At 63.0% G+C, this 24181-nt stretch carries 22 protein-coding genes and 1 pseudogene; 14 read left to right on the forward strand and 9 right to left on the reverse strand.

All coding sequences use genetic code 11. The features are described from left to right. A partial coding sequence (locus tag H7225_RS14700) for a propionate--CoA ligase (protein ID WP_290663113.1) occupies positions 1 to 1869 on the forward strand: 1869 nt, incomplete at its 5' end. A gap of 32 nt (positions 1870 to 1901) precedes the next feature. Here H7225_RS14700 and phaZ read toward each other — a convergent pair. Then, positions 1902 to 3152 (reverse strand): polyhydroxyalkanoate depolymerase, encoded by a 1251-nt coding sequence (gene phaZ / locus H7225_RS14705; protein WP_290663116.1) that lies wholly within the window; start codon positions 3150 to 3152, stop codon positions 1902 to 1904. A gap of 236 nt (positions 3153 to 3388) precedes the next feature. On the opposite strand from phaZ, the gene H7225_RS14710 reads away from it, so the two are divergent. After that, positions 3389 to 4036: a glutathione S-transferase family protein gene (locus tag H7225_RS14710; protein ID WP_290663153.1), complete on the forward strand. Its 648-nt coding sequence runs from the start codon at positions 3389 to 3391 to the stop codon at positions 4034 to 4036. A gap of 37 nt (positions 4037 to 4073) precedes the next feature. Here the strand turns inward: H7225_RS14710 and H7225_RS14715 are convergent, their stop codons facing one another. Then, complete coding sequence (locus H7225_RS14715) at positions 4074 to 4496, reverse strand: cupin domain-containing protein (protein ID WP_290663118.1); 423 nt, start codon at positions 4494 to 4496, stop codon at positions 4074 to 4076. 109 nt (positions 4497 to 4605) lie between these two features. On the opposite strand from H7225_RS14715, the gene H7225_RS14720 reads away from it, so the two are divergent. From H7225_RS14720 to H7225_RS14735, 4 genes and pseudogenes are all read left to right on the forward strand, one after another. After that, positions 4606 to 5358: a UPF0149 family protein gene (locus H7225_RS14720; protein ID WP_290663120.1), complete on the forward strand. Its 753-nt coding sequence runs from the start codon at positions 4606 to 4608 to the stop codon at positions 5356 to 5358. A 19-nt stretch (positions 5359 to 5377) separates the two neighbouring features. After that, a pseudogene (locus tag H7225_RS14725) lies at positions 5378 to 5524 on the forward strand (MFS transporter); the annotation flags it as partial. 79 nt (positions 5525 to 5603) lie between these two features. Then, positions 5604 to 6416 carry a metallophosphoesterase gene (locus H7225_RS14730; RefSeq protein ID WP_290663122.1) on the forward strand — a complete coding sequence of 271 codons (813 nt, stop codon included), beginning with the start codon at positions 5604 to 5606 and terminating at the stop codon, positions 6414 to 6416. Positions 6417 to 6432: 16 nt separating this feature from the next. Beyond that, a complete protein-coding gene (locus H7225_RS14735; RefSeq protein WP_290663124.1) occupies positions 6433 to 7917 on the forward strand; it encodes a M48 family metalloprotease in 1485 nt (494 codons plus the stop codon). Positions 7918 to 7929: 12 nt separating this feature from the next. Here the strand turns inward: H7225_RS14735 and H7225_RS14740 are convergent, their stop codons facing one another. Beyond that, positions 7930 to 8169, reverse strand: coding sequence for a hypothetical protein (locus H7225_RS14740; RefSeq protein WP_290663126.1), 240 nt, complete (start codon positions 8167 to 8169; stop codon positions 7930 to 7932). Further along, positions 8166 to 8621: a thioesterase family protein gene (locus H7225_RS14745; protein ID WP_290663128.1), complete on the reverse strand. Its 456-nt coding sequence runs from the start codon at positions 8619 to 8621 to the stop codon at positions 8166 to 8168. The genes H7225_RS14740 and H7225_RS14745 overlap by 4 nt, the downstream gene beginning before the upstream one ends. Before the next feature lie 101 nt (positions 8622 to 8722). Between H7225_RS14745 and H7225_RS14750 the strand changes: the two genes are divergently transcribed. Both H7225_RS14750 and H7225_RS14755 read left to right on the forward strand, forming a co-directional pair. Then, on the forward strand, positions 8723 to 10279 hold the full coding sequence (locus tag H7225_RS14750; protein WP_290663130.1) for a methyl-accepting chemotaxis protein: 1557 nt from the start codon (positions 8723 to 8725) through the stop codon (positions 10277 to 10279). A 24-nt stretch (positions 10280 to 10303) separates the two neighbouring features. Further along, positions 10304 to 10894 (forward strand): chalcone isomerase family protein, encoded by a 591-nt coding sequence (locus H7225_RS14755; protein WP_290663132.1) that lies wholly within the window; start codon positions 10304 to 10306, stop codon positions 10892 to 10894. Between the two features lie 80 nt (positions 10895 to 10974). Here the strand turns inward: H7225_RS14755 and H7225_RS14760 are convergent, their stop codons facing one another. Beyond that, a complete protein-coding gene (locus H7225_RS14760; protein WP_230178244.1) occupies positions 10975 to 11142 on the reverse strand; it encodes a hypothetical protein in 168 nt (55 codons plus the stop codon). Between the two features lie 67 nt (positions 11143 to 11209). Between H7225_RS14760 and H7225_RS14765 the strand changes: the two genes are divergently transcribed. The 5 genes from H7225_RS14765 to H7225_RS14785 all read left to right on the forward strand — a co-directional run bounded on the left by H7225_RS14765 (position 11210) and on the right by H7225_RS14785 (position 21287). Further along, positions 11210 to 11914, forward strand: a complete 705-nt coding sequence (locus H7225_RS14765) for an START domain-containing protein (RefSeq protein ID WP_290663135.1) — start codon at positions 11210 to 11212, stop codon at positions 11912 to 11914. 369 nt (positions 11915 to 12283) lie between these two features. Further along, entirely contained in the window at positions 12284 to 12778 is a 495-nt protein-coding gene (locus H7225_RS14770; protein WP_290663137.1) for a hypothetical protein, read from the forward strand. 83 nt (positions 12779 to 12861) lie between these two features. Then, entirely contained in the window at positions 12862 to 14124 is a 1263-nt protein-coding gene (locus tag H7225_RS14775) for an HD domain-containing phosphohydrolase (protein ID WP_290663139.1), read from the forward strand. A gap of 108 nt (positions 14125 to 14232) precedes the next feature. Next, positions 14233 to 20181, forward strand: a complete 5949-nt coding sequence (gene uvrA, locus H7225_RS14780) for an excinuclease ABC subunit UvrA (RefSeq protein ID WP_290663141.1) — start codon at positions 14233 to 14235, stop codon at positions 20179 to 20181. Positions 20182 to 20219: 38 nt separating this feature from the next. Beyond that, the gene (locus tag H7225_RS14785; RefSeq protein ID WP_290663143.1) at positions 20220 to 21287 is read left to right on the forward strand and encodes a diguanylate cyclase; all 1068 of its coding nucleotides are present in this window, start codon (positions 20220 to 20222) and stop codon (positions 21285 to 21287) included. A gap of 180 nt (positions 21288 to 21467) precedes the next feature. On the opposite strand, the gene H7225_RS14790 is transcribed toward H7225_RS14785, so the two are convergent. The 4 genes from H7225_RS14790 to H7225_RS14805 all read right to left on the reverse strand — a co-directional run bounded on the left by H7225_RS14790 (position 21468) and on the right by H7225_RS14805 (position 23950). Continuing rightward, positions 21468 to 21707 carry a TIGR03643 family protein gene (locus tag H7225_RS14790; RefSeq protein WP_290663145.1) on the reverse strand — a complete coding sequence of 80 codons (240 nt, stop codon included), beginning with the start codon at positions 21705 to 21707 and terminating at the stop codon, positions 21468 to 21470. A gap of 131 nt (positions 21708 to 21838) precedes the next feature. Next, complete coding sequence (locus H7225_RS14795; RefSeq protein ID WP_290663147.1) at positions 21839 to 22168, reverse strand: hypothetical protein; 330 nt, start codon at positions 22166 to 22168, stop codon at positions 21839 to 21841. Between the two features lie 20 nt (positions 22169 to 22188). Beyond that, the gene (locus H7225_RS14800; RefSeq protein ID WP_290663149.1) at positions 22189 to 23055 is read right to left on the reverse strand and encodes a hypothetical protein; all 867 of its coding nucleotides are present in this window, start codon (positions 23053 to 23055) and stop codon (positions 22189 to 22191) included. Beyond that, complete coding sequence (locus H7225_RS14805; protein ID WP_290663151.1) at positions 23048 to 23950, reverse strand: hypothetical protein; 903 nt, start codon at positions 23948 to 23950, stop codon at positions 23048 to 23050. Before H7225_RS14805 ends, H7225_RS14800 begins: the two co-directional genes overlap by 8 nt. Positions 23951 to 24092: 142 nt before the next feature. On the opposite strand from H7225_RS14805, the gene H7225_RS14810 reads away from it, so the two are divergent. Then, positions 24093 to 24181, forward strand: an 89-nt coding sequence (locus H7225_RS14810) for a DUF4372 domain-containing protein (RefSeq protein WP_290663155.1), incomplete at its 3' end; no start/stop codon positions are given.

The following is a 24181-nucleotide window of genomic DNA, read 5'->3' on the forward strand; positions in this document are numbered from 1 at the left end:
GCCGACCGCGATGGCTTTTGGCATGACCAAGCCGCGCGCATTGACTGGCGCCGCCGCTTTGACCAGGTCTGCGATTACAGCAACCCACCATTTGCCCGCTGGTTCGTGGGCGGGCTGACCAATCTGTGCCACAACGCCGTCGATCGCCACGTCATCGCGCGTGCCGACCAGCCCGCCCTGATCCACGTGTCAGCCACCACCGGCACCGACCAGATCCTCAGCTACGGCCAACTCTTCGTGGAAGTGCAGCGCATGGCCGCGGTGCTGCAGAGCCTGGGCGTGGTCAAGGGCGACCGAGTGGTGATCTACATGCCCATGATGATGGAGGCCGTCATCGCCATGCTGGCCACGGTGCGGCTGGGGGCCATTCATTCGGTGGTGTACGGTGGATTTGCCGCCCAAGTATTGGCCAACCGCATTGATGACGTGGCCCCCCGGGTCATCGTCACGGCCGACGCGGGTGCGCGGGCCGGCCAGGTGCAGGCCTACAAACCGGTGCTGGACGAGGCCCTGAACCTGGCGAACCGGCTGGTCAAGCATGTGCTGCTGGTCAACCGCGGGCTGGCCCCGGTGGACATGCAGGCGCCGCAGGATGTCGACTATGCCCAAGCACGCCAGCAGGTGATGGACGCCATCGTGCCCTGCGAATGGGTCGAGTCCAACCACCCCAGCTACACGCTTCACACCAGCGCCACCACCGGACAGCCCAAGGCCGTTCAACGCGACACCGGCGGTTATGCGGTGGCCCTGGCCACCTCCATGGACCAGATCTACGACGGCCGGGCAGGCGAGACATTCTTCGGCACCGGCGACATCAGTTCAGACGGCGGCCATGGCTGCATCGTCTACGGCCCCCTGATCGCCGGCATGGCCACCATCGTGTACGAAGGCCTCTCAAGCCAATCTGGCGCCGCCACATGGTGGTCTCTGGTCGAGAAATACCAGGTCACCGTGATGGTCTCGGTGACCATGGCCATCCGCGAACTGAAAAAGCACGGTCCCGGCGTTCTCGAACAGCACGACCTGTCCAGCCTCAGGCACCTTTTCCTGACGGGCGAACCGCTGGACGAGCACACCGCCCGCTGGATCAGCGCGGCCCTGGGCAAGCCCGTGCTGGACAACTACTGGCAGACCGGGACCGGCTGGCCCGTGCTGGCGGTGGCGCGCGGCGTTCAGCCCGACCAAACCACCAAGCCGGGCTCACCCGGCGTGCCCATGCCGGGCTACCAGGTCAAGCTGGTGCACGAAACCACGGGCAAGGAGTTGACCGGGCCGGGGCAGCGCGGCGTGCTCGCCATCGAAGGCCCCTTGCCGCCCGGATGCCTGCAAACCATCTGGCAGGACAACGCGCGTTTCGTGCGCACCTACTGGAGCAGCTTTCCCAACAAGTTGATCTACAACTCATTCGACTGGGCCACCCGCGACGCAGACGGCCATTACTTCATCCTGGGCCGCTCAGACGAGGTCATCAACGTGGCCAGCCACCGCCTGGGTACCCGCGAGATCGAAGAATCCCTGAGCAGCCATCCTGCCGTGGCCGAAGCGGCGGTGGTCGGCGTCTCCGACGACCTCAAGGGCCAAGTACCGCATGCGTTCGTGGTGCCACGCGACCCAGCCCACATCACCGAGCGATCAGAACGCATCGCCCTGGCTGCTGAGTTGGTGCAGATCGTCGAGCAACAACTGGGCAGCCCGGCGCGGCCCGCCAGCATTCATCTGGTCAAGACCTTGCCCAAAACTCGCTCAGGCAAGGTGCTGCGCCGGGTCATCCAGGCCGTCTGCGAGGGCCGCGACCCGGGCGACCTGTCGACCATCGAGAACATGGCAGCCCTGCAGCATTTGCAGGAAGTGACCGGCAACCAGACCTGACAGGCCTCGTTACCGCCTCGTTACGACACGCATCACACCGCCGTCTGGTGGATCACATCCCGCACGCGCGGGTAGATCTCGTTCTGCCAGCGCCGCCCGCTGAACACGCCGTAGTGGCCCACGCCGGTTTGCACATGCTGGGTGCGCCAGTAAGGCCGCACCGAGGTGCACAAGTCTTGCGCCGCCACCGTTTGGCCCACAGCGCAGATGTCGTCGCGCTCGCCTTCGACCGTGAACAGCGCGGTGCGGCGGATGGCCTGGGGTTCAACCTTGATGCCCCGGTACATCAGCTCACCACGCGGCAGGTCGTAGTCCTGGAACACCGCCCGCACGGTCTCCAGGTAGAACTCGGCCGGCAGGTCGCTCACGGCGAAATACTCTTCGTAAAACGCCTTGGTGTGCGCGGCCTTCTCGTGCTCACCCAGGGTGATGAACTGCTGCATGTCCTGGAAGGCCTTGATGTGCCGCCCCATGTTCATGCTCAAAAAGGCCGACAGCTGCACAAAGCCTGGATACACCTTGCGGAAAGCGCCTTTCTGACCCAGCGGCACCGTGTGAATCATCTTGGATTCGAACCAGCTCATGGGCTTGCTGATGGCCAACTCATTCACCGCGGTCGGGTTGACGCGGCAGTCGATGGGGCCGGCCATCAGGGTCAGGCTGCGTGGCTGCGCAGGGTGCGCATCCTGCGCCATCAGCGAGGCGGCGGCCAACGAGGCCACGCAAGGCTGGCAGATGGCCATCAGGTGCGAGCCCGGGCCCATGCGGTCCAGGAACTTGATCAGGTGCTCGGTGTACTCGTCCAGGCCGAAGCGGCCATGGCGGAGGGGCACGTCGCGGGCGTTGTGCCAATCGGTGATGTAGACATCGTGGTCCTGCAACAGCGTTTTGACGGTGTCGCGCAACAGGGTGGCAAAGTGACCCGACATGGGCGCCACCAGCAGCACGCGGGGTTGGTCAAGGTCGCGGTCTTTCTTGAAGTGCAGCAGGGTGGCGAAGGGGGTGACCATGGCGGCCTCTTCGACGATGCCGCACTCCATGCCCTGGGACATGACGGTGGGCAAATTGAAGGCGGGCCGGGCGTGGGTCACCCGCATGCGGGCGACGACTTCGCTGGCGGCGGCCAGGCTGCGGACCATCAGGCCGCCGGCGGCCATTTCAGCTACCGAGTTTTGCGTGGGCCCTTCGGGCAACACATGGTGCAGCCACTCTGACATGCCCTGGGCCATCACGCGCCATGGCTCGAGCACATTCTGCTGAGCCTGATAAGTGGAGTACAGCATGAGCGGATCCTGGGTTGGCAATGTTGCCAAAGAACCTGCAAGTTGCGCGCCACATGCAACATGGCACGTCCCTTGCAGCGGTCCACCCCATCGGCTTCGCCACTCGCTTCACCCCACACACCATGGCCACCACCGCCTCCGCCTCTGCGCGTACCCGCACCGCTCCCAAGGCTGTACCCAAGTCGGCGACCAAGGCGCCGACCGCCACCACGGCCACCACGGCCACCACGACCACCATGCTGACCATCACGAGCAAGAACTACTCGTCATGGTCCTTGCGCGGCTGGTTGGTGACGCGTTTTTCTGGCCTGGAGTTCGCCGAGAACGTGTTGCCGCCCGATGATCCATCCACGCGGGCCGAGATCCTGCTGCTGTCATCCTCCATCCTGGTGCCCTGCCTGACGCATGACGGCATCAAGGTGTGGGACACGCTGGCGATTGCCGAATACCTCAACGAGGTCTGCCCGAAAGCGGGCCTACTGCCGGCCGACGCCAAGGCGCGCGCGCACTGCCGCGCCATCAGCGGCGAGATGCACTCGGGCTTCAGCGCGTTGCGCTCCTCGCTGCCCATGAACCTGAGCGGCCACTTCCCCAAGTTCAAGATCTGGTCGCGGGCCCAGGCCGACATCGATCACATCTGCAGCATCTGGCGCGATTGCCTGGACACCTATGGCGGCCCCTACCTGTTCGGCAAACAGCGCACCTTGGCCGACGCGATGTACGCGCCCGTCTGCACACGGTTTGCCACGTATGACGTGAAGCTGGACGCCGTCTGCGCCGACTACTGCACCCTGATGCTGAACGAGCCCGAAATGAAGGAATGGTTCAGCGCTGCCAAAGCCGAAAAGATCGACAACATCGATGAACTGGACGTGGAGTTCTGAAGAAGCAGAACCCCACGCCAAGCCACCCCGACACGCCTCACTTCCAGGGCGTCGGGGCGGGGATGTCGCACACCGGCTCGACATCGATGGATTTGAAGTCAGCCGGGCCGACGATTTCCAGGTACTCCATGTCCGGCGAATAGTCGAACAGGTAGTGGCAGATTCCCGGGCGCTGGTGCACGCAATCGCCCGCCTTGACCAGAGTTTCCTGGTCTTCGTACATGAAGCGGGCCCAGCCCTTGGTCATGATCACGATCTGGAAATCGGCCTCATGACGGTGCCAACCTGTGCCTGTTTCTGGCGCAGAGTTGGCCTTCACAAGGTGCGCAATCACCTTGCCGTTGGTGGCATTCGCAATCCCCAGGTCCTTGTAGAGGAAAAAATCCCTCAATCCGTCGGACCGCCAATCCGTGTCTTCCGGGCGGACGTGGGAAAATTGGGTCGACGTGGTGTCAAGCATGGTGCATCCTTTCTAAGCCGTGACAAGCGACCCACTCATAACGCATAAAGCATTCCCGGCACAATCCCCCCTTTGGACACCCGTCCGCCCCACGACTTCTGCCCCCACCATGACGACGCCTTCCACCCAACCCACCAACAAGCCCAATTCGATCCCTACACTGAGCGATGCCGACATCAACGAGCTGGACGACCTGCTCGCCGCCGTGCCCGAGCCCTTAGAGGCGGTGGACGCCGTGATGCTGGACGGCTACCTGTGTGGCATCTTGGTGCAGCCGGTGTTGCTCACGCCCGAACAGTGGCTGCCGCCCATTTTTGGTGAGACCGGCCAAGTGCCCGCCCCCACCGAAGGCTGGACCGCCACGCAGAACACGCGCCTGCTGGTCCTGATCGAGCGCCGCCGCGAAGAGATCCTGCGCGGCATCTTGGAGAACAGCTGGTTCGACCCCATCGTGCCGCAGCTGGAAGACGACGACGGCAAGCTGCTGACCGGCAAAGATGCCATGGAAGGCCTGGGCTACTGGGTGGCCGGCTTCGAATGGGCCCTGGCCAACTTCCCGCAATTGGAAGACCTGGGCTCTGCGGCCGTGCCCGATGTGCTCGAATCGCTGTGGCGCCACCTGCCCGAGCAAGATGAAACCCAGGCCGAGATGACCAAGGCCCTGGACCAGGAGCACCCGCTGCGCAACCTGGACGAAGGCATCCAGCGATTGGTGTTCGACGTGGTCGACCTGGCCGAAGTGGGCGTGGCCGAGCGCATCAAGGTGACCACCGTGAAGCACGAGACCCCCAAGCTGGGCCGCAATGACCCCTGCCATTGCGGCAGCGGCAAGAAGTTCAAGCAGTGCCACGGCGCCACCTGAGTTGAACTGAAGAAGACGGCGCGCGCACACTTCCTGCCTGCTCGAGAAAAACGGCTGGTCCTTCAGCCTGATCGACGTCATCACCTTTGGCGGCTTCGTTGGCCTGGCCAGCTTCCGGCAACTCACCATGCTCGCCACCCTGATGGGCTCGGCGGTGCGTGGTGGGCGGAAAAGGGTGGCCGCGCCCGCCAAACCACCGCCCCGACCATCCGCCGGTGGGACCGCATCGTATAGACTGCTCCCCGATGCGCCTACAGTTGATGTCCGACCTCCACCTGGAGCGATACCCCGATTTCCTGCCCAAGGCAGCGCCCGGCGTGGATGTGTTGGTGCTGGCCGGCGACATCGGCTCCTACCAGACCGGCTCGCGCCTGGCGGACGAGAACTTCGGCTTGGCGCGCTTTTCAACGCTGGTGCCCAACGCGCCCTGGCAGCACGTGCTCTTCGTGCCCGGCAACCACGAGTTCGATGGGTTGGAGTTTGACGCCACGTACGCGCGCCTGCAGGCTGCGTGCAAACGCCATGGCATCACCTGGCTGGACCGCGAAGTGGTCAGGCTGGGCTCGGTGCGCTTCGTGGGCACCACGCTGTGGAGCGACTTCGACGCCCTGGTAGACCCGCAAGCCCCGTTGACCAAACAGCTTCAGGTGCGCGACAAGGCCTTCAGGGCCGCCAACTTCTACCTGCGCAAAAACACCACGCTGAAGCAAGGCGAGCCCGTGCTGGCCGAGGGCATCCGCGAGATGTCACTGGTGTGCCAAACCTGGTTGCGCCAGGCGCTGTCCGTGCCCTTTGAAGGCAGCACCGTCGTGGTGACCCACTTTGCGCCCACCTTGCAAAGCGCCGACCCGCGCTACGGCCTCATGCCTGGCACCGCCGGTTTTTGCAACTCGCACGACGACCTGCTGCCACTGGCCCAAGTGTGGATGCATGGCCACCTGCACTGCCCCCACGACTACCACCACCGGGGATGCCGCGTGGTGGCCAACCCCCGGGGCTATGCCAGCAAGGGCGAGCAGGCCGCTTTCCACGATGATTTCGTCATCGAGGTCGCCTGAAACTATCATTGCGGGGATGCGAACCACACTCCTGCCCTGGCTGCTCACCGCCACCCTGCTCACCAGCTGCGCCACCGTCACCAACCCCGTGACCGGCTTGGCCGAGCGCACGGTGATGGACGAGAAAAGCGAGATCGCCGAGGGCGAAAAAGGCCACCAGCAGGTCTTGAAGGAATACGGCGCCTACGACAACCCCAAGGTCCAGGCCTACGTCAATGCCCTGGGCCAGCGCTTGGCGCAGCAATCGCACCGCAAAACCCTCACCTGGCACTTCACCGTGCTGGACAGCCCTGAGATCAACGCCTTCGCCCTGCCCGGTGGCTATGTGTACGTCACGCGCGGCATCATGGCCTACATGGACAGCGAGGCCGACCTGGCCGGCGTGATCGGCCACGAGATCGGGCATGTCACCGCCCGCCACGGCGCACAACGTGCCACACGCCAGCAAACCGCCGGCTTTGGCGTTCTGGCCGCCAGCCTGCTGGGCGCGGTGCTCGAAAGCCAAGGCGTCAGCGGTGCCGGACAACTGGCCAGCCAGGTGTCGCAAAACGTGGCCGCCGGCTACATCGCCTCGTACAGCCGCGACCAAGAGTCGCAGGCCGACCAGTTGGGCGCCGAGTACCTGGCCCGCAGCCACTACAACCCGCAAAACATGGTCGACGTCATCAAGGTGCTGAAAGACCAGGAGCGCTTTGCCGACGACGCTGCCCGGGCCGAGGGCCGCACGCCGGGGGCGCATGGCAACTGGCTGTCATCCCACCCCAGCAACGACAAGCGCCTGCAGGACATCACCGCGACTGCCGGCCACCACCAAGGCCAATATGGCGACGATGGCCGCAGCCGCTACCTGGACACCATCAAGGGCATGGACTTTGGCGACAGCCGCGAGCAAGGGCTGACGCGCGGTCAAAATTTTTACCATGAACCCCTGGGCATCGCCGTGACGGCGCCCGAGGGCTGGAAGGTGCAGAACTCGGCCCAGGCCATCACCCTGGTCAATGCCACGGGCGACGCAGCCCTCATCATCCGCACCGTGCCGGCCCAGGCGGGCGCCAACCACGAAGAGATCATTCGCAACCTCATCAAGCCCGAACAAGGCCGCACCGAACGCCTGACCCTGAACACCCTGCCCGCCACCCACCTGGTGGGCACGCGGCGCAATGCGCAAGGCCAGTCGCAACGCGTGGAGGCCACCGTGGTGACCGGCCCGTCTGATCAGCACTACCTGCTGCTTTACGCCAGCAAGGACGGCCCCGCCCTGCAACGCGCCAGCACCGGCTTGCGCGAAGCCGAAGCCTCGTTCCGGGCCATGACCCCGGCCGACCGCCACGCCGCGCGGCCCTGGGCGCTCAAGGTGCTGCCTTATCCCAAGAGCGGGTTTGCGCAACTGGCCAGGCAATCACCCCTGCGCCCCCTGCCCGAGCAGCAACTGCGCTTGATCAATGGCGTGTACACCGGTGGCGAGCCACCCGTGGGCCAGCCGGTCAAAGTGGTTGAGTGAACAAGGCGCTGCTCAGGTCAAGGGCGGCAAGGCCGTGATGATGCTGCGGCGCTGGCGGTCAAACACCAGGCGCAGCAGCTGCCCCTGGTAGACCAGTTGCCAATGATCAACGTGGCGGCTTTGGTGCGCGATCAGCGTGCCCTGCCCATGCGCGATGGCCTTGGCCATCTGAAAGATCTCGTCACTGCTGACCTCCAGGCCATAGCGTTCGGCCAGGCGCCGCTTGGTGTGCGAACGTTCGGCATGCATCATGCTGAAGCGGCCCCGGCCGCCAGCGCCGCAGAATAGGCCTGCGTGAATTCGGCCGGCATGCGCCTGACACGCCCTTGCGCGATGTCCACGCACACATAGTGCGTGCGGGCGCGGAACACGGTTTGGCCATCGCCTTCGCGCACAAACTGAAACTGCCGGTAAAGCGACAGCTTGTCGATCTGCGTGATCCAGGTGCCGAGCAACAGCTCATCGCCCAGGCGCGTGGCGGCCAGGTAGTTCAACTCGTGCTGGCGCACCACCATGCCATGTCCGCACGCCTGGTAGTGCGCGGCCGTCAGCCCCAGTTTTTCGGAATGGTCCCAGGCCACGTTCTCCAGCCACTGCAGGTAGTTGACGTTGTTGGTGTGCTGCATCAGGTCGATGTGCTGCGACTGCACGCTGAGCTGAAGAATGTGGGGACGCTCGTGGTCCCATGGCGCTGTCGTGTTCATGCCCCTATTTTGGCGGCACGCCGTTACTTTTTGACTCAAGTGTCCGGTCATCCCGCCGATATGGAGGCACCGGGCCTTGCACAGGCCTGCCTGGGACCCTGATGAAGATTCGAGACATTCGCATTGGACAAAGACTAGCGCTGGGCTTCGGCCTCGTGATCGCCCTGCTGATCATGCTGGCAACGCTGGCATTGGTCCGAATATCCGGGCTGAACCACGAAATTGGCGCCCTGGTGGGCGAGAACTACCCCCGCACCGTCATCGCCAACAAGATGAAGAGCGATCTGAATGAGATCTCACGCAGCATGCTGAGCACGCTGGTGATGAGCGACGACGGGCAGATCAAGGCCGAAGCGGCCAACATCGACCGCGTGATGAAGCTCACCGACGAGAACACCGCGCGCCTGCAGAAAAACATCCAGGATGAAGAAGGCGTCAAGCTGCTGACCAGCATCGTGACCCTGCGCGAGAAATTCATCAAAGCCCAAACCGCCTTCGTCGGCATGGTGAACGACAACCAGAAAGACGACGCGATGGTGAAGTACCTGTTCTCGGTGCGCCCGGTGCAAACCAAGTACTTTGCCGCGCTCGACAAGTTGATCGAGCAGCAGAACCAGGCAATGGAAGCAGCCGGTGCCAGCTCCACGCAACTGGCCAAGCAGACCGGCTTGTTCATCCTCGTGCTGGCCTCGGCCGCCAGCATGATCAGCATCCTCGTGGGCTGGCTGGCCACGCGCAGCATCACCATCCCCTTGAACCGCGCCGTGGCCATCGCCAAACGCGTGGCGCAGGGCGACTTGACCAGCACCATCGTCACCCAAAGCCAGGACGAGACCGGCCAGTTGATGCAGGCGCTGCAACACATGAACACCAGCCTGCAACGCATCGTGGGCGATGTGCGCCAGGGCACGGAAGCGATCGCTTCGGCCTCCACGCAAATCGCCACGGGCAACCTGGACTTGTCCAACCGCACCGAGCAACAGGCTGCATCGCTGCAGCAGACCTCGGGCTCGATGGCCGAGCTGACCCAGATCGTGCGGCAGAACGCCGACAACGCCCGCCAGGCCAACCAGTTGGCGGCTTCGGCATCAAGCGTGGCAATGGAAGGCGGTGTGGTGGTCTCGAAAGTGGTGGCCACCATGGGCTCGATTGACGCCTCGTCGCGCAAGATCGTGGACATCATTGGCGTGATCGACGGCATCGCTTTCCAGACCAACATCCTGGCCTTGAATGCCGCCGTGGAAGCGGCGCGGGCTGGCGAGCAAGGGCGCGGCTTTGCCGTGGTGGCTGGTGAGGTGCGTTCGCTGGCGCAGCGCTCGGCCACGGCCGCCAAAGAGATCAAGAGCCTCATCGGCGAATCCGTCGAGCAGGTGGCCCTGGGCAGCAAGCTGGTGAGCCAAGCCGGCATCACCATGGATGGCGTGGTCGCCAGCGTCAAGCGCGTGACCGACATCATGGGCGAGATCACCGCCGCCAGCCAGTCGCAAAGCCAGGGCATCGAATCGGTCAACCAATCCATCCACCAAATGGACGGGGTGACCCAGCAAAACGCCGCTTTGGTCGAACAAGCCGCCGCCGCCGCGGAGTCCATGCAAAACCAGGCCCGTCATCTGGCCAAGGTGGTCAGCGTTTTCAAGCTTGAAGACGTGGCCGCTTAACCCCAACCGAAAACTGACACCCCCATGAAACGATTCACCTCATCCATCATCGCGGCCGCCATCCTGGGCTTGTCCGCCCACGCGCCTGTTCAAGCCATGGACGTCGCCGGTGTGCAAATGGAAGACACCGCCAAGGTGGGCGGCAAAGACCTGGTGCTCAGCAACGCCGGCGTGCGCATCAAGGTGCTGTTCAAGGTCTACGCCTTGGGCATCTACCTGAACGAAAAGAAGAGCACCGTGGCCGACATCCTGGGCGCGCCTGGCCCCAAGCGCTTCAAGCTGGTGATGATGCGTGACGTGAGCGGCGAAGAGTTCGGCTCCAGCTTCATGGGCGCGATCAACAAGAACCTGGACAAGGATGAGAAGTCCAAGTTCGTCAACCAGCTGCTGAAGTTCGGTGAGATGTTCGAGACCATCGGCGCCTTGAAAAAGGGCGATGTGATCTTGTCCGACTGGGTTCCGGGCACCGGCACCGTGCTGCTGCTGAATGGCAAGCCCATCGTCGAGCCCTTGCCCGATGCTCAGTTCTACAGCGCGCTGCTGAAAATCTGGCTGGGCGACAAGCCGGTGGACACTTCGTTGAAGCCCGTGCTGCTGGGCGAGAAACACGGCTGAGCCGCGTCGTCAAGCCTGTGTGGCTGACCAAGAAATCGGGCGCCTTGAAGGCGCCCGTTTTTCATGCGTGACCAAGGCGATCAACCGCCCTTTTTTGCACGCTTGCCGGGGTTCTTCTTGCTGCGGGTGGCGGTGCCGCGTTCCAGGCTGCGCTTTTGGCCCTTGCCCGTGGTGGGGGTCACGCCAGGGATGGCGGCGGGACGGGGGGTGGCCTTGCGGTCGGCTTCGGTGACGATTTTGTTGCCCATGAGTGGCTCCGGTGATGACTGATTAACCCTCTATTAGGCCACAAAGCGCGACACCCATAATCACGCCATGTGGAACATGCGCACGTTTTGGGTCACCCTGTTGGCCACTTCCCTGAATTTGCCCTGCGTGGCAGCCCCTTCGTCTCAAGACGACTGGAAGCTGCACAAAGACACGCAAGGCATCCAGCTGTACACCCGCGAGGTGCCCGGCCAGGTGCTGAAGAGCTTTCGGGGGGTGATGCAGATCAATTCACCTTTGCGGCAAGTGGCCGCCATGCTGGCCGACGTGCCCGCCATGCCCGAGTGGTTCTTCTTGCTGGAAGAGTCGCGCTTCATCAAGGGCGAGCACGTGGAAGACTCCTACGTCTACCTGGCCATGAAAGGCATCTGGCCCGTCAGCCCGCGCGATGCGGTGGCCCACATCCTGGTCAGGCAAGACCCCATCACCCTGAGCATCCACGTGAACGTGAGCAGCGAGGCAGGCATCCTGCCCAGGAAGAATGGCTTCGTGCGCATCCCGACCCTGCAGGCCTCCTGGCGGCTGACGCCCGTCACGCCCACCCACACCGAGGTCGAGATCATCGGCAGCGCCGATCCGGGCGGCATGATCCCCACCGCCTTGGCCAATTTTCTGGTCACCACCTTGCCCGAGCAAACGCTGAAAAAAATGCGCGAGCAGATTGCCAAACCCGACTATCAGGATCTGAATACCATTTACAACAAGAACCCTAAGCTGCGAGAATTGGCGGAAAAAATGAAATTCCCTCAGTAATCGTTAATTTTCCCGCGCCATGTCCGTAAAAATCAATTCTCCCACCCACAGGAAGCGTTTGTGAAACTCTTGACGGCGCTGATGTCCGTCATTGCAACACCCATTTCTGCGTTTAACAGAGAGGCGATATTTCTCGGCCCATTGAAACGGGCGTCACAAACAATCCGCGAAATATCGACCTTGCCTTCGGTGTCCATCGATTTGATGGTGTCCGAAACCCGGAACAATCACCCATTTTTCAGTCTGGTGACGCGGCAGTTCCACGAAAATGCCAGGCGTCGTCATGCCAAGTTTCCACTGATCCGAAAGTTTGAATATGGTGTCGCGGTGTCTTTGCTCAAAAGCACACCCCAACCATACTCGGACAGGGTGGGATCAACCGCCAAAAGAAACCTGAAGAAGGCCCTGAGCCTGGGCTATCGATTTGAGCGGATTGACTACAACCAGCACCTGGACGACATCACCGTCATCCACCGGTCCAGCAAAATCAGGCAAGGCCGGGCCATGCCCGAGCACTTCTTCACGGCGAGGGCCCCGTCCATCGTCGACCCGCCATCGACGAATCCCACACACGACTATCCCTATTTCGGCATCTTCAAGGGCGACACCTTGGTGGCTTATGCATCGTGCCTGGTCGCGGGCGAGTTATGCACCATTGAAACCCTTTATGGCCACCATGACCACCAAGTCGATGGCGTGATCCCCTTGCTGCTGGTGTCCATGGGCGACCACCTGATCGCGCACCACCCGCAGGTTCTGTACTACGTCTACGACACCTACTTTGGTGCCTCCGAGACCATGCGGCGCTTCAAGCGCAAGTTCCTGTTCCTTCCACATCGCGTGACGTGGCGGTGCGACGAATGAATACATCTCGTAACGATTAAGGCCTCAACATCGCGGCGGCACGGCCGAACTTATGACGAAGACCATCGTCAGGAGACCCCGCCATGAACACCCCCGCCCGCGTCGCCAGCTTTTCGACCGCCAACCCCCACGCCCTGGCCACCATCCTGGAAGCCAGCGAGACCAAAAACATCATCGCCTCGCACGACATCTTCGACATGACGGGGATCAAGCTGTGGGCGCGCAACCAGCCGGTGTCACAAGAGTTGCAGCGCAAGTTGCTTGACCGGCAATTGCGCCAGCCGCTGGAGAGCTGCCTGATGGTGGAAGACGGCGTTACCCCGCATTCGCTGGTGCAGTCGATCAAGAGCATGATGCTGCACGACACGCCGCTGACGACCTTGCTGCTGCGCCACTCTGAAAAACTGGTGCGCGAAGCCGCCCACATCCCCCTGCACTCGGTGGCCCAGTTGCTGTTGACGGCCGCGCAGGCTTCGCGCCCGGCCACCTACGAGCACGCGGTGCAGGCGATGGCCCTGAATGGCGTCCTGATGATCGAGCATGGCGGCAGCGTCCACGACCTGCGCCTGGCCATGCTGTGCGGGCTGCTTCACGACCTAGGCGAGATGTACATCGCCCCGCAGTTCAACGAGGCCGATGCCGACCGCACACTGGACTTCCAGAGCTACCTGCAGCTGGTGGTGCACCCCCACATCGGCTACCTGCTGATCACCCAGTTGACCAACTACCCGCCCATCGTGGCCCGCGCTGTGGCCGAGCACCACGAGCACCTGGACGGTTCGGGCTACCCGCACGCGCTGCAAAACGGCCAGATCTCGCCCCAAGGCATGCTGCTGGCGGTGACCGAGCACACGTTGAACGTGCTGCGCAGCCAACACCCGCACCTGGCACGAGCCAGCGTGGCCCTGCGCGTGGTGCCCGGCGAATTCGACCTGCAATGGGTGGGCCTGATCTCCAAGGCCGCGCAAACCCAGCGGGCCCTGCCCAGCCAGCTCAGCGATGAACAGATCCGCCTGAACCTGGCGAAGCTGGACCAGGCCATGCTGACCGCGCAAGACCATGCCAGTGCCTTGCTGACGATCGCCGAATCGCCCGCGCTCAAAGAAGCCCTGGGATTGGCGCAGCACCTGCTGAGTCGTTTGCGCCTGGGCTGGAACGCCAGCGGTTTGTGGAGCCAGGAAGCGGTGGACTACCGCGACGCGACCGAGCTGGAAGCCGTCGAAAACGAGCTGCAGTTCCGACTGCGCTCCATCCAGCGGGCCATCATGCTGCGCGCTGGCAACCTGCCCGACAGCGACATGCACCGCCTGCGCCTGCTGTGCGAGAACCTGACCGAGCGAGAGTGAGAATGGGACGCCGAGGTTTTCCGCCGGTGAAATCACAGGGACATTGATCCGTCCCTAGAATGTTTGCGCCACTGCCTCGGCAGCCCTCCTTAGCGCAAGGTTCTCTCCATGTCGTCTTTGATCCGCATCCGCGGTGCCCGCCAGCACAACCTCAAGAACCTTGACCTGGACATCCGCACGGGTGAGCTGACGGTCGTCACCGGCCCCAGCGGCTCGGGCAAGTCGTCCCTGGTGTTCGACACGCTGTATGCCGAGGGCCAGCGCCGCTACGTCGAAACTTTCAGCGCCTACGCCCGCCAGTTCCTGGACCGCATGGACCGCCCGGCCGTGGACCGCGTGGACGGCGTGCCGCCTGCGATTGCCATCGACCAGAGCAACCCGGTGCGCACCTCGCGGTCCACGGTGGGCACGATGACCGAGCTGAACGACCACCTGAAGTTGTTGTTCGCCCGCGCTGCGCAATTGTTTGACCAGGACACGGGGCAACTGGTGTCCGAAGACTCGCCGCAGTCGGTGTTCGAGACCCTGCTGGCGCGGTGTGCGTTAGCGCCCGGCGGCCGCCGTGTCGTCATCACCTTCGCGGCTGAATTGCCCGCCAACACCAGCACCGAGCAGATGCAGGAGTGGCTGTCGTCCAGCGGCTTCACGCGCATCCAGGCGCAGCGCGTGGTGAAAGCGCCAGTGGCCATCGAACCGGCCGCCAGCGATGTCAAGGGCGCCAAGCCCGCCGCCAAGAAGACCAAGACCGCCAAAGCCGCTGCTTTGGAAGCACACGCCGGCGAACGCCTGGTGCTGGACGTGGTCGCCGACCGCTTCCGCCTGGGCGCCGACCCCACGGGCGCCGACCTGGATTTGCCGCGCGTCATGGAATCGCTGGAAGTGGCCTTCAAACGCGGCGGCGGCCATGTCACCGTCTACGCCTTGCCTGACGCCCCCGATGACAGCGCCGAGCCCGAACTGTGGCGCTTCTCCAGCGGCCTGCATTGCCCCGACAGCAACCGCCGCTACAGCACGCCCACCCCTGGCACCTTCTCCTTCAACTCGGCGGCCGGCGCCTGCGCCACCTGCCGGGGCTTTGGCCGCGTCATCGGCGTGGACTGGGGCCTGGTCATCCCCGACAAGCACAAGACCCTGCGCTCGGGCGCCATCAAGGTCATCCAGACCCCGGCCTGGCAAGAGAACCAGGACGACCTGCTCAAGTACGCGGGCGAGCTCGGCATCCCGCGCGACACGCCTTGGTCTCAGCTCAGCCACGAGCACCAGCAATGGGTGATCAATGGCGACCCGGCCTGGTCCGGTAAGTGGACCAAGCAGTGGTACGGCATGAAGCGCTTCTTCGAGTACCTGGAGAGCAAGGCCTACAAGATGCACATCCGCGTGCTCTTGTCCAAGTACCGCAGCTACACCACCTGCCCCACTTGCAACGGCGCGCGCCTGCAGCTGGAATCGATGCTGTGGCGCCTGGGCAGCGTGGAAGACGCCAACGCGGTGATGCCACCGGCCAAGCGCTTCTCGCCCGCTGGTGCTGCCCTGCCCCGCGCCACGCTGGAAGCCCTGCCCGGCCTGAACTTGCAAGACGTGATGCTGCTGCCCATCCAGCAATTGCAGCGATTTTTCTCGTTCGTGAACCTGCCCACGCGCGGCCATGGCGAGGCCCTGCAATTGCTGTTGGATGAAGTGCGCAACCGCTTGAAGTACCTGGTCGACGTCGGCCTGGGTTACCTCACGCTGGACCGGCAAAGCCGCACCCTGTCGGGGGGCGAAGTGCAGCGCATCAACCTGACCACGGCCTTGGGCACCTCGCTGGTCAACACCCTGTTCGTGCTGGACGAACCCAGCATCGGCCTGCACCCGCGCGACATGAACCGCATCAACGAGGCCATGCAGCGCCTGGTCGATGCGGGCAACACCTTGGTGGTGGTCGAGCACGACCCCGCCGTGATGCTGGCCGCCGACCGCATCATCGACATGGGGCCTGGCCCGGGCCACCAAGGCGGCCGCATCGTCTTCGACGGCACGCCCGATCAGTTGAAGGATGCCGACACCTTGACCGGCGCCTACCTGGGCGGACGGCGTGGCATCAGCCTGGGCGTGCGCCGCCCCGTTGTCGACAAGACGCCCAAGCTGATCCTGCAGGGTGCGCGCGAGCACAACCTGAAGAACCTGACGGTTGAGTTCCCATTGCAGCGCCTGGTGGGCGTGACCGGTGTTTCAGGCTCGGGCAAATCCACCCTGATCCAGGACATCCTGCACCCGGCCTTGCTGCGCCACTTTGGCCAGGCCACCGAAAGCCCGGGTGAGCACGACGAGCTGCTCGGCGCCGATTGGCTCAGCGCTGTCAGCTTTGTCGATCAATCGCCCATTGGCAAAACGGCGCGCTCCAACCCCGCCAGTTACGTGGGCGCTTTCGACGCGGTGCGCACCTTGTTCGCCGTGACGCCCTTGGCGCGCGAACGCCAGTACACCGCCGGCACCTTCAGCTTCAACGCGGGCACCGGGCGCTGCGCCACCTGTGGCGGCTCGGGCTTCGAGCACGTCGAGATGCAGTTCTTGAGCGACGTCTACCTGCGTTGCCCCGATTGCGATGGCACGCGCTTTCGCGCCGAGGTGCGCGAGGTCAAGATCGAACGGCTGAACAAGAAGCTGAGCATCTCCGACGTGCTGGAGCTGACCGTGGCCGAAGCCGTGCGCCTGTTCGCGCAAGACGTGGACGTGGTCCGCACCCTGCAACCGCTGGTCGATGTGGGTTTGGATTACGTCAAGCTGGGCCAGCCGGTGCCGACGCTGTCGGGCGGCGAAGCACAACGCCTGAAGCTGGCCGGCCACCTGGTCGAAGCCGCCAAGCACGCCTCCAGCAGTGGTCAGCGCATGGCGCGCAAAGGCACGCTCTTCATGTTCGACGAGCCCACCACCGGCCTGCACTTTGACGACATCGCCAAGCTGATGCGGGCCTTCGCCAAACTGCTGGACGCGGGCAATTCCATCATCCTGATCGAGCACAACCTGGACGTGATTCGGGCTTGTGACTGGTTGATCGAACTGGGCCAGGAAGGCGGTGAGGCGGGCGGCCAATTGGTGGCCACCGGCGCCCCCGATGACTTGAAGCAGCACCCCAGCTCGCACACCGCCTTGGCCTTGCGTGAATACGAAGCCGCCATGGGCATGAGCGGCGCCGCGCTGATCGCGGCCGAGCGCCTGGCGGGCTACCACGTAGACCTTCCCGCCAACGCGTCCGACCCCGATGGCACCTCGCTGCAATCGCTCATCAAGGCACGGCGTGACAAGCGCCGCGAAGAGCGCCGAGAGCGCGCACTGCACGCGCCCGGCGCCACCAGCATCGAGGTCGTCAACGCGCACGAGAACAACCTCAAGGGCTTGAGCGTGCACATTCCGCGCGGCCAGTTCAACGTGGTCACGGGCGTGTCGGGTTCGGGCAAATCCACGCTGGCGTTCGACATCCTTTTCAACGAAGGCCAACGCCGCTATCTGGAATCGTTGAACGCCTATGCGCGATCGCTGGTGCAACCCGCCGGCCGCCCCGAGGTCGATGCGGTCTATGGCATCCCACCCACCGTGGCCATCGAACAGCGCCTCTCGCGGGGCGGCCGCAAGAGCACCGTCGGCACCACCACCGAGGTGCACCACTTTCTGCGTCTGCTGTACGTGAAGCTGGGCGTGCAGCACTGCACCAATCCCCACTGCGTGGACGACCACGGGCACGCCATCCCCGTGCTACCGCAAACGCCAGAAGCCATCGCCGCCCAATGGCTGCGCGACTACAAGGGGCAGCATGTGGGCCTGCTGGCGCCGCTGGTGGTCAACCGCAAGGGCATCTACACCGAGCTGGCCAAGTGGGCAGCCGCGCGCGCCTTCACGCACCTGCGCGTCGATGGTGAGTTCGTGCCCACCGCAGGCTGGGGCCGCACCGAGGCCTCCAAGCTTGATCGCTACCGCGAACACACCATCGAACTGCCCGTGGGCGACATCGTGGTCTCATCCAGCAATGAAGCGCAGCTGCGCGAACTGCTGGCCAAGGCGCTGGAACATGGCAAGGGTGTGGTCCATTTGCTGACCCCGTTGACGGGCCTGTCCGAAGCCTTGGCCGGTGGGCACTCCACCCTGCACATCGGCCGCGTCAAGGTGTTCTCCACCGAGCGCGCCTGCCCATCGTGCGGCACCAGCTACCCCGAGCTTGACCCGCGCCTGTTCTCGTACAACAGCAAACACGGCTGGTGCCCCGATTGCGTGGGCACCGGCCTGGAGCTGACCCGCGAACAGCGCACCGTGCTCGATGACTCGCCGCAAGACGAGAACAAGGGCCGCGAGCAAACCTTTGCCGAACCCGACATCGATGACGTGGAAGACGCCGCCTGCAGCACCTGCCATGGCGCGCGCCTGAACCCCATCGCGCGGGCCGTTCGCCTGGGCGGCACAGAACGCGGCCAATCCATCGCCGAGCTGTCGGCCCTGTCCGTTAAGGATGCGCGCCGCTGGGGCGAGCACCTGCAGCTCGATGGCCGCGAAGCCATCATTGCCCGCGACATCGTCAGCGAAATCAAATCGCGCTTGAGCTTCATGGAACAGGTCGGCCTGGGCTACCTCAGCCTGGACCGCGCCGCGCCCACCTTGTCGGGCGGCGAAGCCCAGCGCATTCGCCTGGCCGCGCAGCTCGGCTCCAACCTGCAGGGCGTTTGCTACGTGCTGGACGAGCCCACCATCGGCCTGCACCCGCGCGACAACCAACTGCTGCTCGACGCGCTGCACACTCTGGGCAAGGAAGGCAACACCCTGGTCGTCGTCGAGCATGACGAAGACACCATCCGCCGCGCCGACCACATCATCGACATCGGCCCCGGTGCGGGCCAGCGAGGCGGCACCGTGGTGGCACAAGGCACCGTGCAGGACATCATGGACGCGCCCGACTCGGTCACCGGGCGCTGCCTGCGCGAACCCATGCGGCACCCGCTGGGCACACGCCGCGATGTCGACAAAGACACGCCTCTGCTCACCGTGAAACGCGCGCGCCTGCACAACCTGCAGGACCTGACCGCCTCGGTTCCCTTGACGCGCCTGGTCGCCATCACCGGCGTCAGCGGCTCGGGCAAATCCACCTTTGCGCGCGACGTGTTGCTGGCCAATGTGCAAGCCGCCGTCGCCATCAACCCCCGTGACCGCGCCACCGTGGCCCCCTTGTGGACAGGTTGCTCGGGCGTGGACGGCTGGGGCGCCGTTGACCGCGTGCTGGAGGTTGATCAAACTCCGATCGGCAAAACGCCCCGATCATGTCCCGCCACTTACATCGGCTTCTGGGACACCATCCGCAAGTTATTTGCCGACACGCTTGAAGCGCGCGCTCGTGGCTGGCCCGCCGCCCGCTTCAGCTTCAACACTGGCGACGGTCGTTGCCCCGAGTGCGAAGGCCAAGGTGTGCGCACCATCGAGATGGCCTTCCTGCCCGACGTGAAAGTGCACTGCGACGCCTGCAACGGCATGCGCTTCAACGCCGAGACCCTCACCGCCACTTGGCGCGGCAAGCACATCGGCGACATTCTCAAGATGGAGGTGGATGAAGCCGTCGAGTTCTTCGGCACCATGCCCTCCATCGCCCACCCGCTCAAGCTCTTGCAGGACGTCGGCCTGGGCTACCTGACCTTGGGCCAGCCCTCGCCCACCTTGTCCGGCGGCGAAGCACAGCGCCTCAAGCTGGTGACCGAATTGACCAAGGTGCGCGATGACATCACCCGGCGTGGCCAAAAGGCGCCGCACACTCTGTACGTGCTGGACGAGCCCACCGTGGGCCTGCACCTGGCCGACGTCGCCAAGCTGATCCACGTGCTGCACCGGCTGGTCGATGGCGGCCACAGCGTCATCGTGATCGAGCACGACCTGGACGTGATCGCCGAAGCCGACTGGGTGCTGGACCTGGGCCCAGAAGGCGGCACAGGCGGTGGCCGCGTGGTGGCCGAAGGCCCGCCAGAAGCCCTGGTGAAAGCGCGCACCCACACCGGCGTGGCCTTGAAAGGAGTGCTGATGCGGAGCAGCAGCAAAGCGGCCTGATTAAAGTTTGGGCCAGAAGGGGCCGATATCCGAAGACGATGTCGCACCCCTCTGTCACCACCCCCATCAAGACCGTCCCGCGCGACACCTCGCGCTCGTTCTGGAAATTGATGTATCAGGTGAGCCTGGTCGGGGCGGTGACGCACCTGCTGTTCGCCGGCCTGTTCTACTGGCTGGGGGCGACCACCATGGCGTGGGTCAACCTGGGCAGCGTGACCTTGTTCACGATCAGCTACGGCTGCCTGAAAACCCGGCGCAACCTGCTCGCGTCGATCCTCATCGTGTCCGAGATCCTGATCCACGCCGCCCTCGCTGTACGCTCCATCGGCTGGGACAGCGGCTTCCACTACTACTTGTTGGTGATGGTGCCCGTCGTGGTGATCAGCACCATGAGGCACCGCTCCTACAAATACCTGCTGTCCTGCCTGGTGTTTGTGCTGTACGTGGTTCTGGACCACACCGTGCGCAACACCGCGCCGCTCCATGTGCTGAGTTCGGAAACCCTGTCATGGCTTCGAGGCTTCAACACCTCAGTGACTTTTTCACTGCTGTTCTACCTGTCCAGCCTGTACCTGAAACTGGTCATCAAGGCAGAGAAAAAACTGCGCATCCAGGCCACCACCGACCCGCTCACGCAATTACTCAACCGCCGCAGCTTTCTGGAGTTGGCCGACTACGAGTTGACGCAGCGCAAGCGCCACCTCGCCCCGCTGGCCTTCGTGCTGGCCGACATCGACCACTTCAAGTCCATCAACGACCAGCATGGCCATGCAGTTGGCGACGCCGTGCTCAAGGCCGTCAGCCAGGTGCTGAGCCAGGCCCTGCGCGAGCAAGACAGCGTGGCCCGCTGGGGTGGCGAAGAGTTTTTGATCCTGATGCCCAACGCCACGCTGGAGGCGGCGAGCATGGTGGCCGAGCGTCTGCGCGAGAAGGTGTCCGCCGTTGAAGTGGTGGTGGACGCACAGACCATCAAGGTCAGCATGACCTTTGGGGTGAGCAGCCATCGGCTGGAAGAACCGGTGGATGGGCCGGTGAACAGGGCAGACAGCGCGCTGTACCAGGGCAAGGCGAGGGGGCGCAATCAGGTGGTGGCTGAGGCACATTGACGCCGTTGGTGCGCAGGCATGTCCCGGCTGTCGGCCTGCGTGGGTTCATGACTGCGCACGGCGGTGCTCGTTGGCCTGCGCTGTGATCGCTGCGTTCCTGGTGCAGCGAGGACAGGATATCGGCATCGTCCAGCCGCGTGTAGTGCAGCGGCAGGCGCTGCGTTCGCAGGATCGGTTGGGCTACTTCCGAGAATGGGTGGCCCGGTGGCGCAAAGTGATGGAGCTGCACCGCGATGCATGCTTGGTGGCACGGCCGGCCATCCGCTTGCGCCACATCCGGAATGACGAGGGCTTCATGTGCTGCCGCATGAGGGCAATGACGGCAGATTCGTTCAAGCCGAACTGAGCTTCAATGGCCTCGAATGGGGTGCGGTCCTCCCAAGCCATCTCGACGATGCGAGAGATGTCAGCTTCGTTCATGCTTCGCCGCCGCAGTGCACCTGGGCGGGCAGTGGTGGGATTTTTGGGGGGCTGAGGTCAACAACATCATCAGATTCTGACTTGTTCCGCAGAGTGCGGTGGAGCCTGCGGCTATTGGTGCAGTGAAAGGGCTAAATGAGCCATTGCTTCGAATGTACCGCCCCCGCCCTGCCACCCTCCCGGAGCACCACTCTTACCATCAGGAGGGCAACCACGACATAGACCGCAGCCCAGGCGCTAACAGTCATTGCCCTGCCCAGTGAAGTAATCGGTGCCATGAACATACCTTCATGAAATGAACCGACGACTGGCAGTCCCAGGCCATGAAGCACTTGGGCCATCGTGAACCATGAGTGATAACGTAGCCAAGCAGTTGTGGGCATTTCCACAACCAGCCATGGAACGATTGCCAGCAGTACATGGATAAGTGTAACGATACAAGCAACCTTGATGGTTTTCATTGTTTGCAAAGAAATCCCCCTTACCTTCCATGCCTGACGATCACATCGCCTCGTTTAACCGCATTGGCTTCCAACCGTTTGAGTTGCTCAAACCGCGCCTTTTTATCCGCCTCATGGCGCGCCGTGCTGTCCCACCCCTTCGCATCGCCTTCCTTCAATTCCCGAGCAAGGTTCTCTGCATCTCGCTTGAGCTTGACACTCAGCAACTGGAATTCCAAAGTCATTCGATACGCCGGCTTACCATCTTGCCCCGGGCTGTTGTTCACGGTCAGCTCAGCCAGCACGCCGTCACCTACCCACCGCCACATCGGCCCCTGGCGCACAACTTTGATCCAATCCGCTTTGGAGATTTTGTAGCTGGGATCGATGGCCATGAGATTTCCCCCGATCTCGCCATTTTCATCCAACAGGCTGGATCGCCCAGTCAGCAGCGTCTCTTCTTCAGGATTGCAATACCGCTGCCACTTGCCTTTTTGAAATTGCAGGATTGTTGACTCCACGAATGCCTGCGCTCGCGCATCGTTCATGTCATCGATGTTCAATTGCAGACTTGCCTTCTGGACTTTCAAGTCAGGATGAACATCTCGATCCGCCGACAGTGAAAGCGCAAACACAGGTTGCCAGACAACCTCGTAACCGGTCTTCACATAGCGGACAGAGACTTCTCGTGGAATCGCATCAACGCCATAGCTCACCCAACCTGCCACGTCCTGAACGGCGAACTGAGGCACGCCCGAAGCCTTTGCCGTTTCAACGATGCTTTTGCCCAACTCAAACTTGACTTCGCTCATTTTTTGTCCTTGGTCATTGCGCCACAAAGAAACTCCGATCAGCAACGCAATGCTGAAGAATGCAACACCCCATACCCAGGCTCGACGCTCAAGCATTCATCCATCCTTGGATCTTGCGCAACTCGCCTTCCATATAGCTTCGCCTGTTGGCCATCAGGTCATTGAAGTTATCCGCGATTCGCCCCACGTAACTCATCCGGCCCTCAGGATTGGGCAGGTTCTTCTTGGGGCCGGTGACGTAATCCCAGGCGCCATCCGGTTTGTCGAACACCGTTTGCAGGCCGGGGTCATCGGTTTGCGATTTGGCGCTGTAAACCACGGCATACCGGGGCGACAGAAAACCGCCCGTGTAGCGGCTGATGGCATGATTCATCCCCATGGTCTTGCCCAAGGCACTGTCTTCATAAATCATGGGTTGCAGTACGTTGAGCTGTTCTTGCTTGGCGATTTCAAGAAGTTCACTTTTTTGTTGCTTGAACTGAACAGCCTTGGTAGTGGCCTTGTGCTCGTCGGCAAACACCTGATAAGCATTGCGAATCTCATTCGTGACCGTAAAGCGGGCAATGCCCTGCAGGCGTGACGTGGCAGCGGAATCACCAGCCAACCGACTCAACTCACGGCGCTCTTCTTCCAGCACGTAATACGCCTCCTTGAATTTGACCCAATGCGCCGACGTTGGCACATGGTAGCCGCCGTCATGCTCGCGGATGTTTTGGCGAACATGGCTGTGCGCCATCATGGCATTTGCCTCGTGCATGCCGTAACCTGCATCCTGCCCACCCCAAACTGGATGCGCACTGAAGTACCTGCCTGCATCCGCGTACACAGGATCATCGGCCATGCGCTTTTTAAGGCGCCCAAACCAGTTCTGGCTAAAGGGCAACTCCTGCAGCGCCAACCTGGTCTGACTTTGCAAGGTTGCCGCACTTCGTTGCCCGACATCGCTGCGTAGCACATCCTCGTTCAGCGTTCCGTCTTTGTTCAGTCCCACTACTGTCCGGTTAAATACGCCACGCCAAGCCTGCGATCAAGCATTGGTGCGGGTTGTAGGCCGTTTTTGTTTGGTGCCGACTTGAATTTCGTTTTCCAGCAATCGCGTACTTTCCTTGGCTCAACAGCCTTGGAGAGCCCGCATGTATGTCGGCAAGACATTGTTCGCGCAGCTCATGGAGTTCGTGCCTTGGACGAGCTTTGCGCGCATCGTGCAGCGCCACGGCGGCAA

The sequence above is a fragment of the Aquabacterium sp. genome (genome assembly GCF_014378415.1).
GTDB lineage: Bacteria > Pseudomonadota > Gammaproteobacteria > Burkholderiales > Burkholderiaceae_C > Aquabacterium.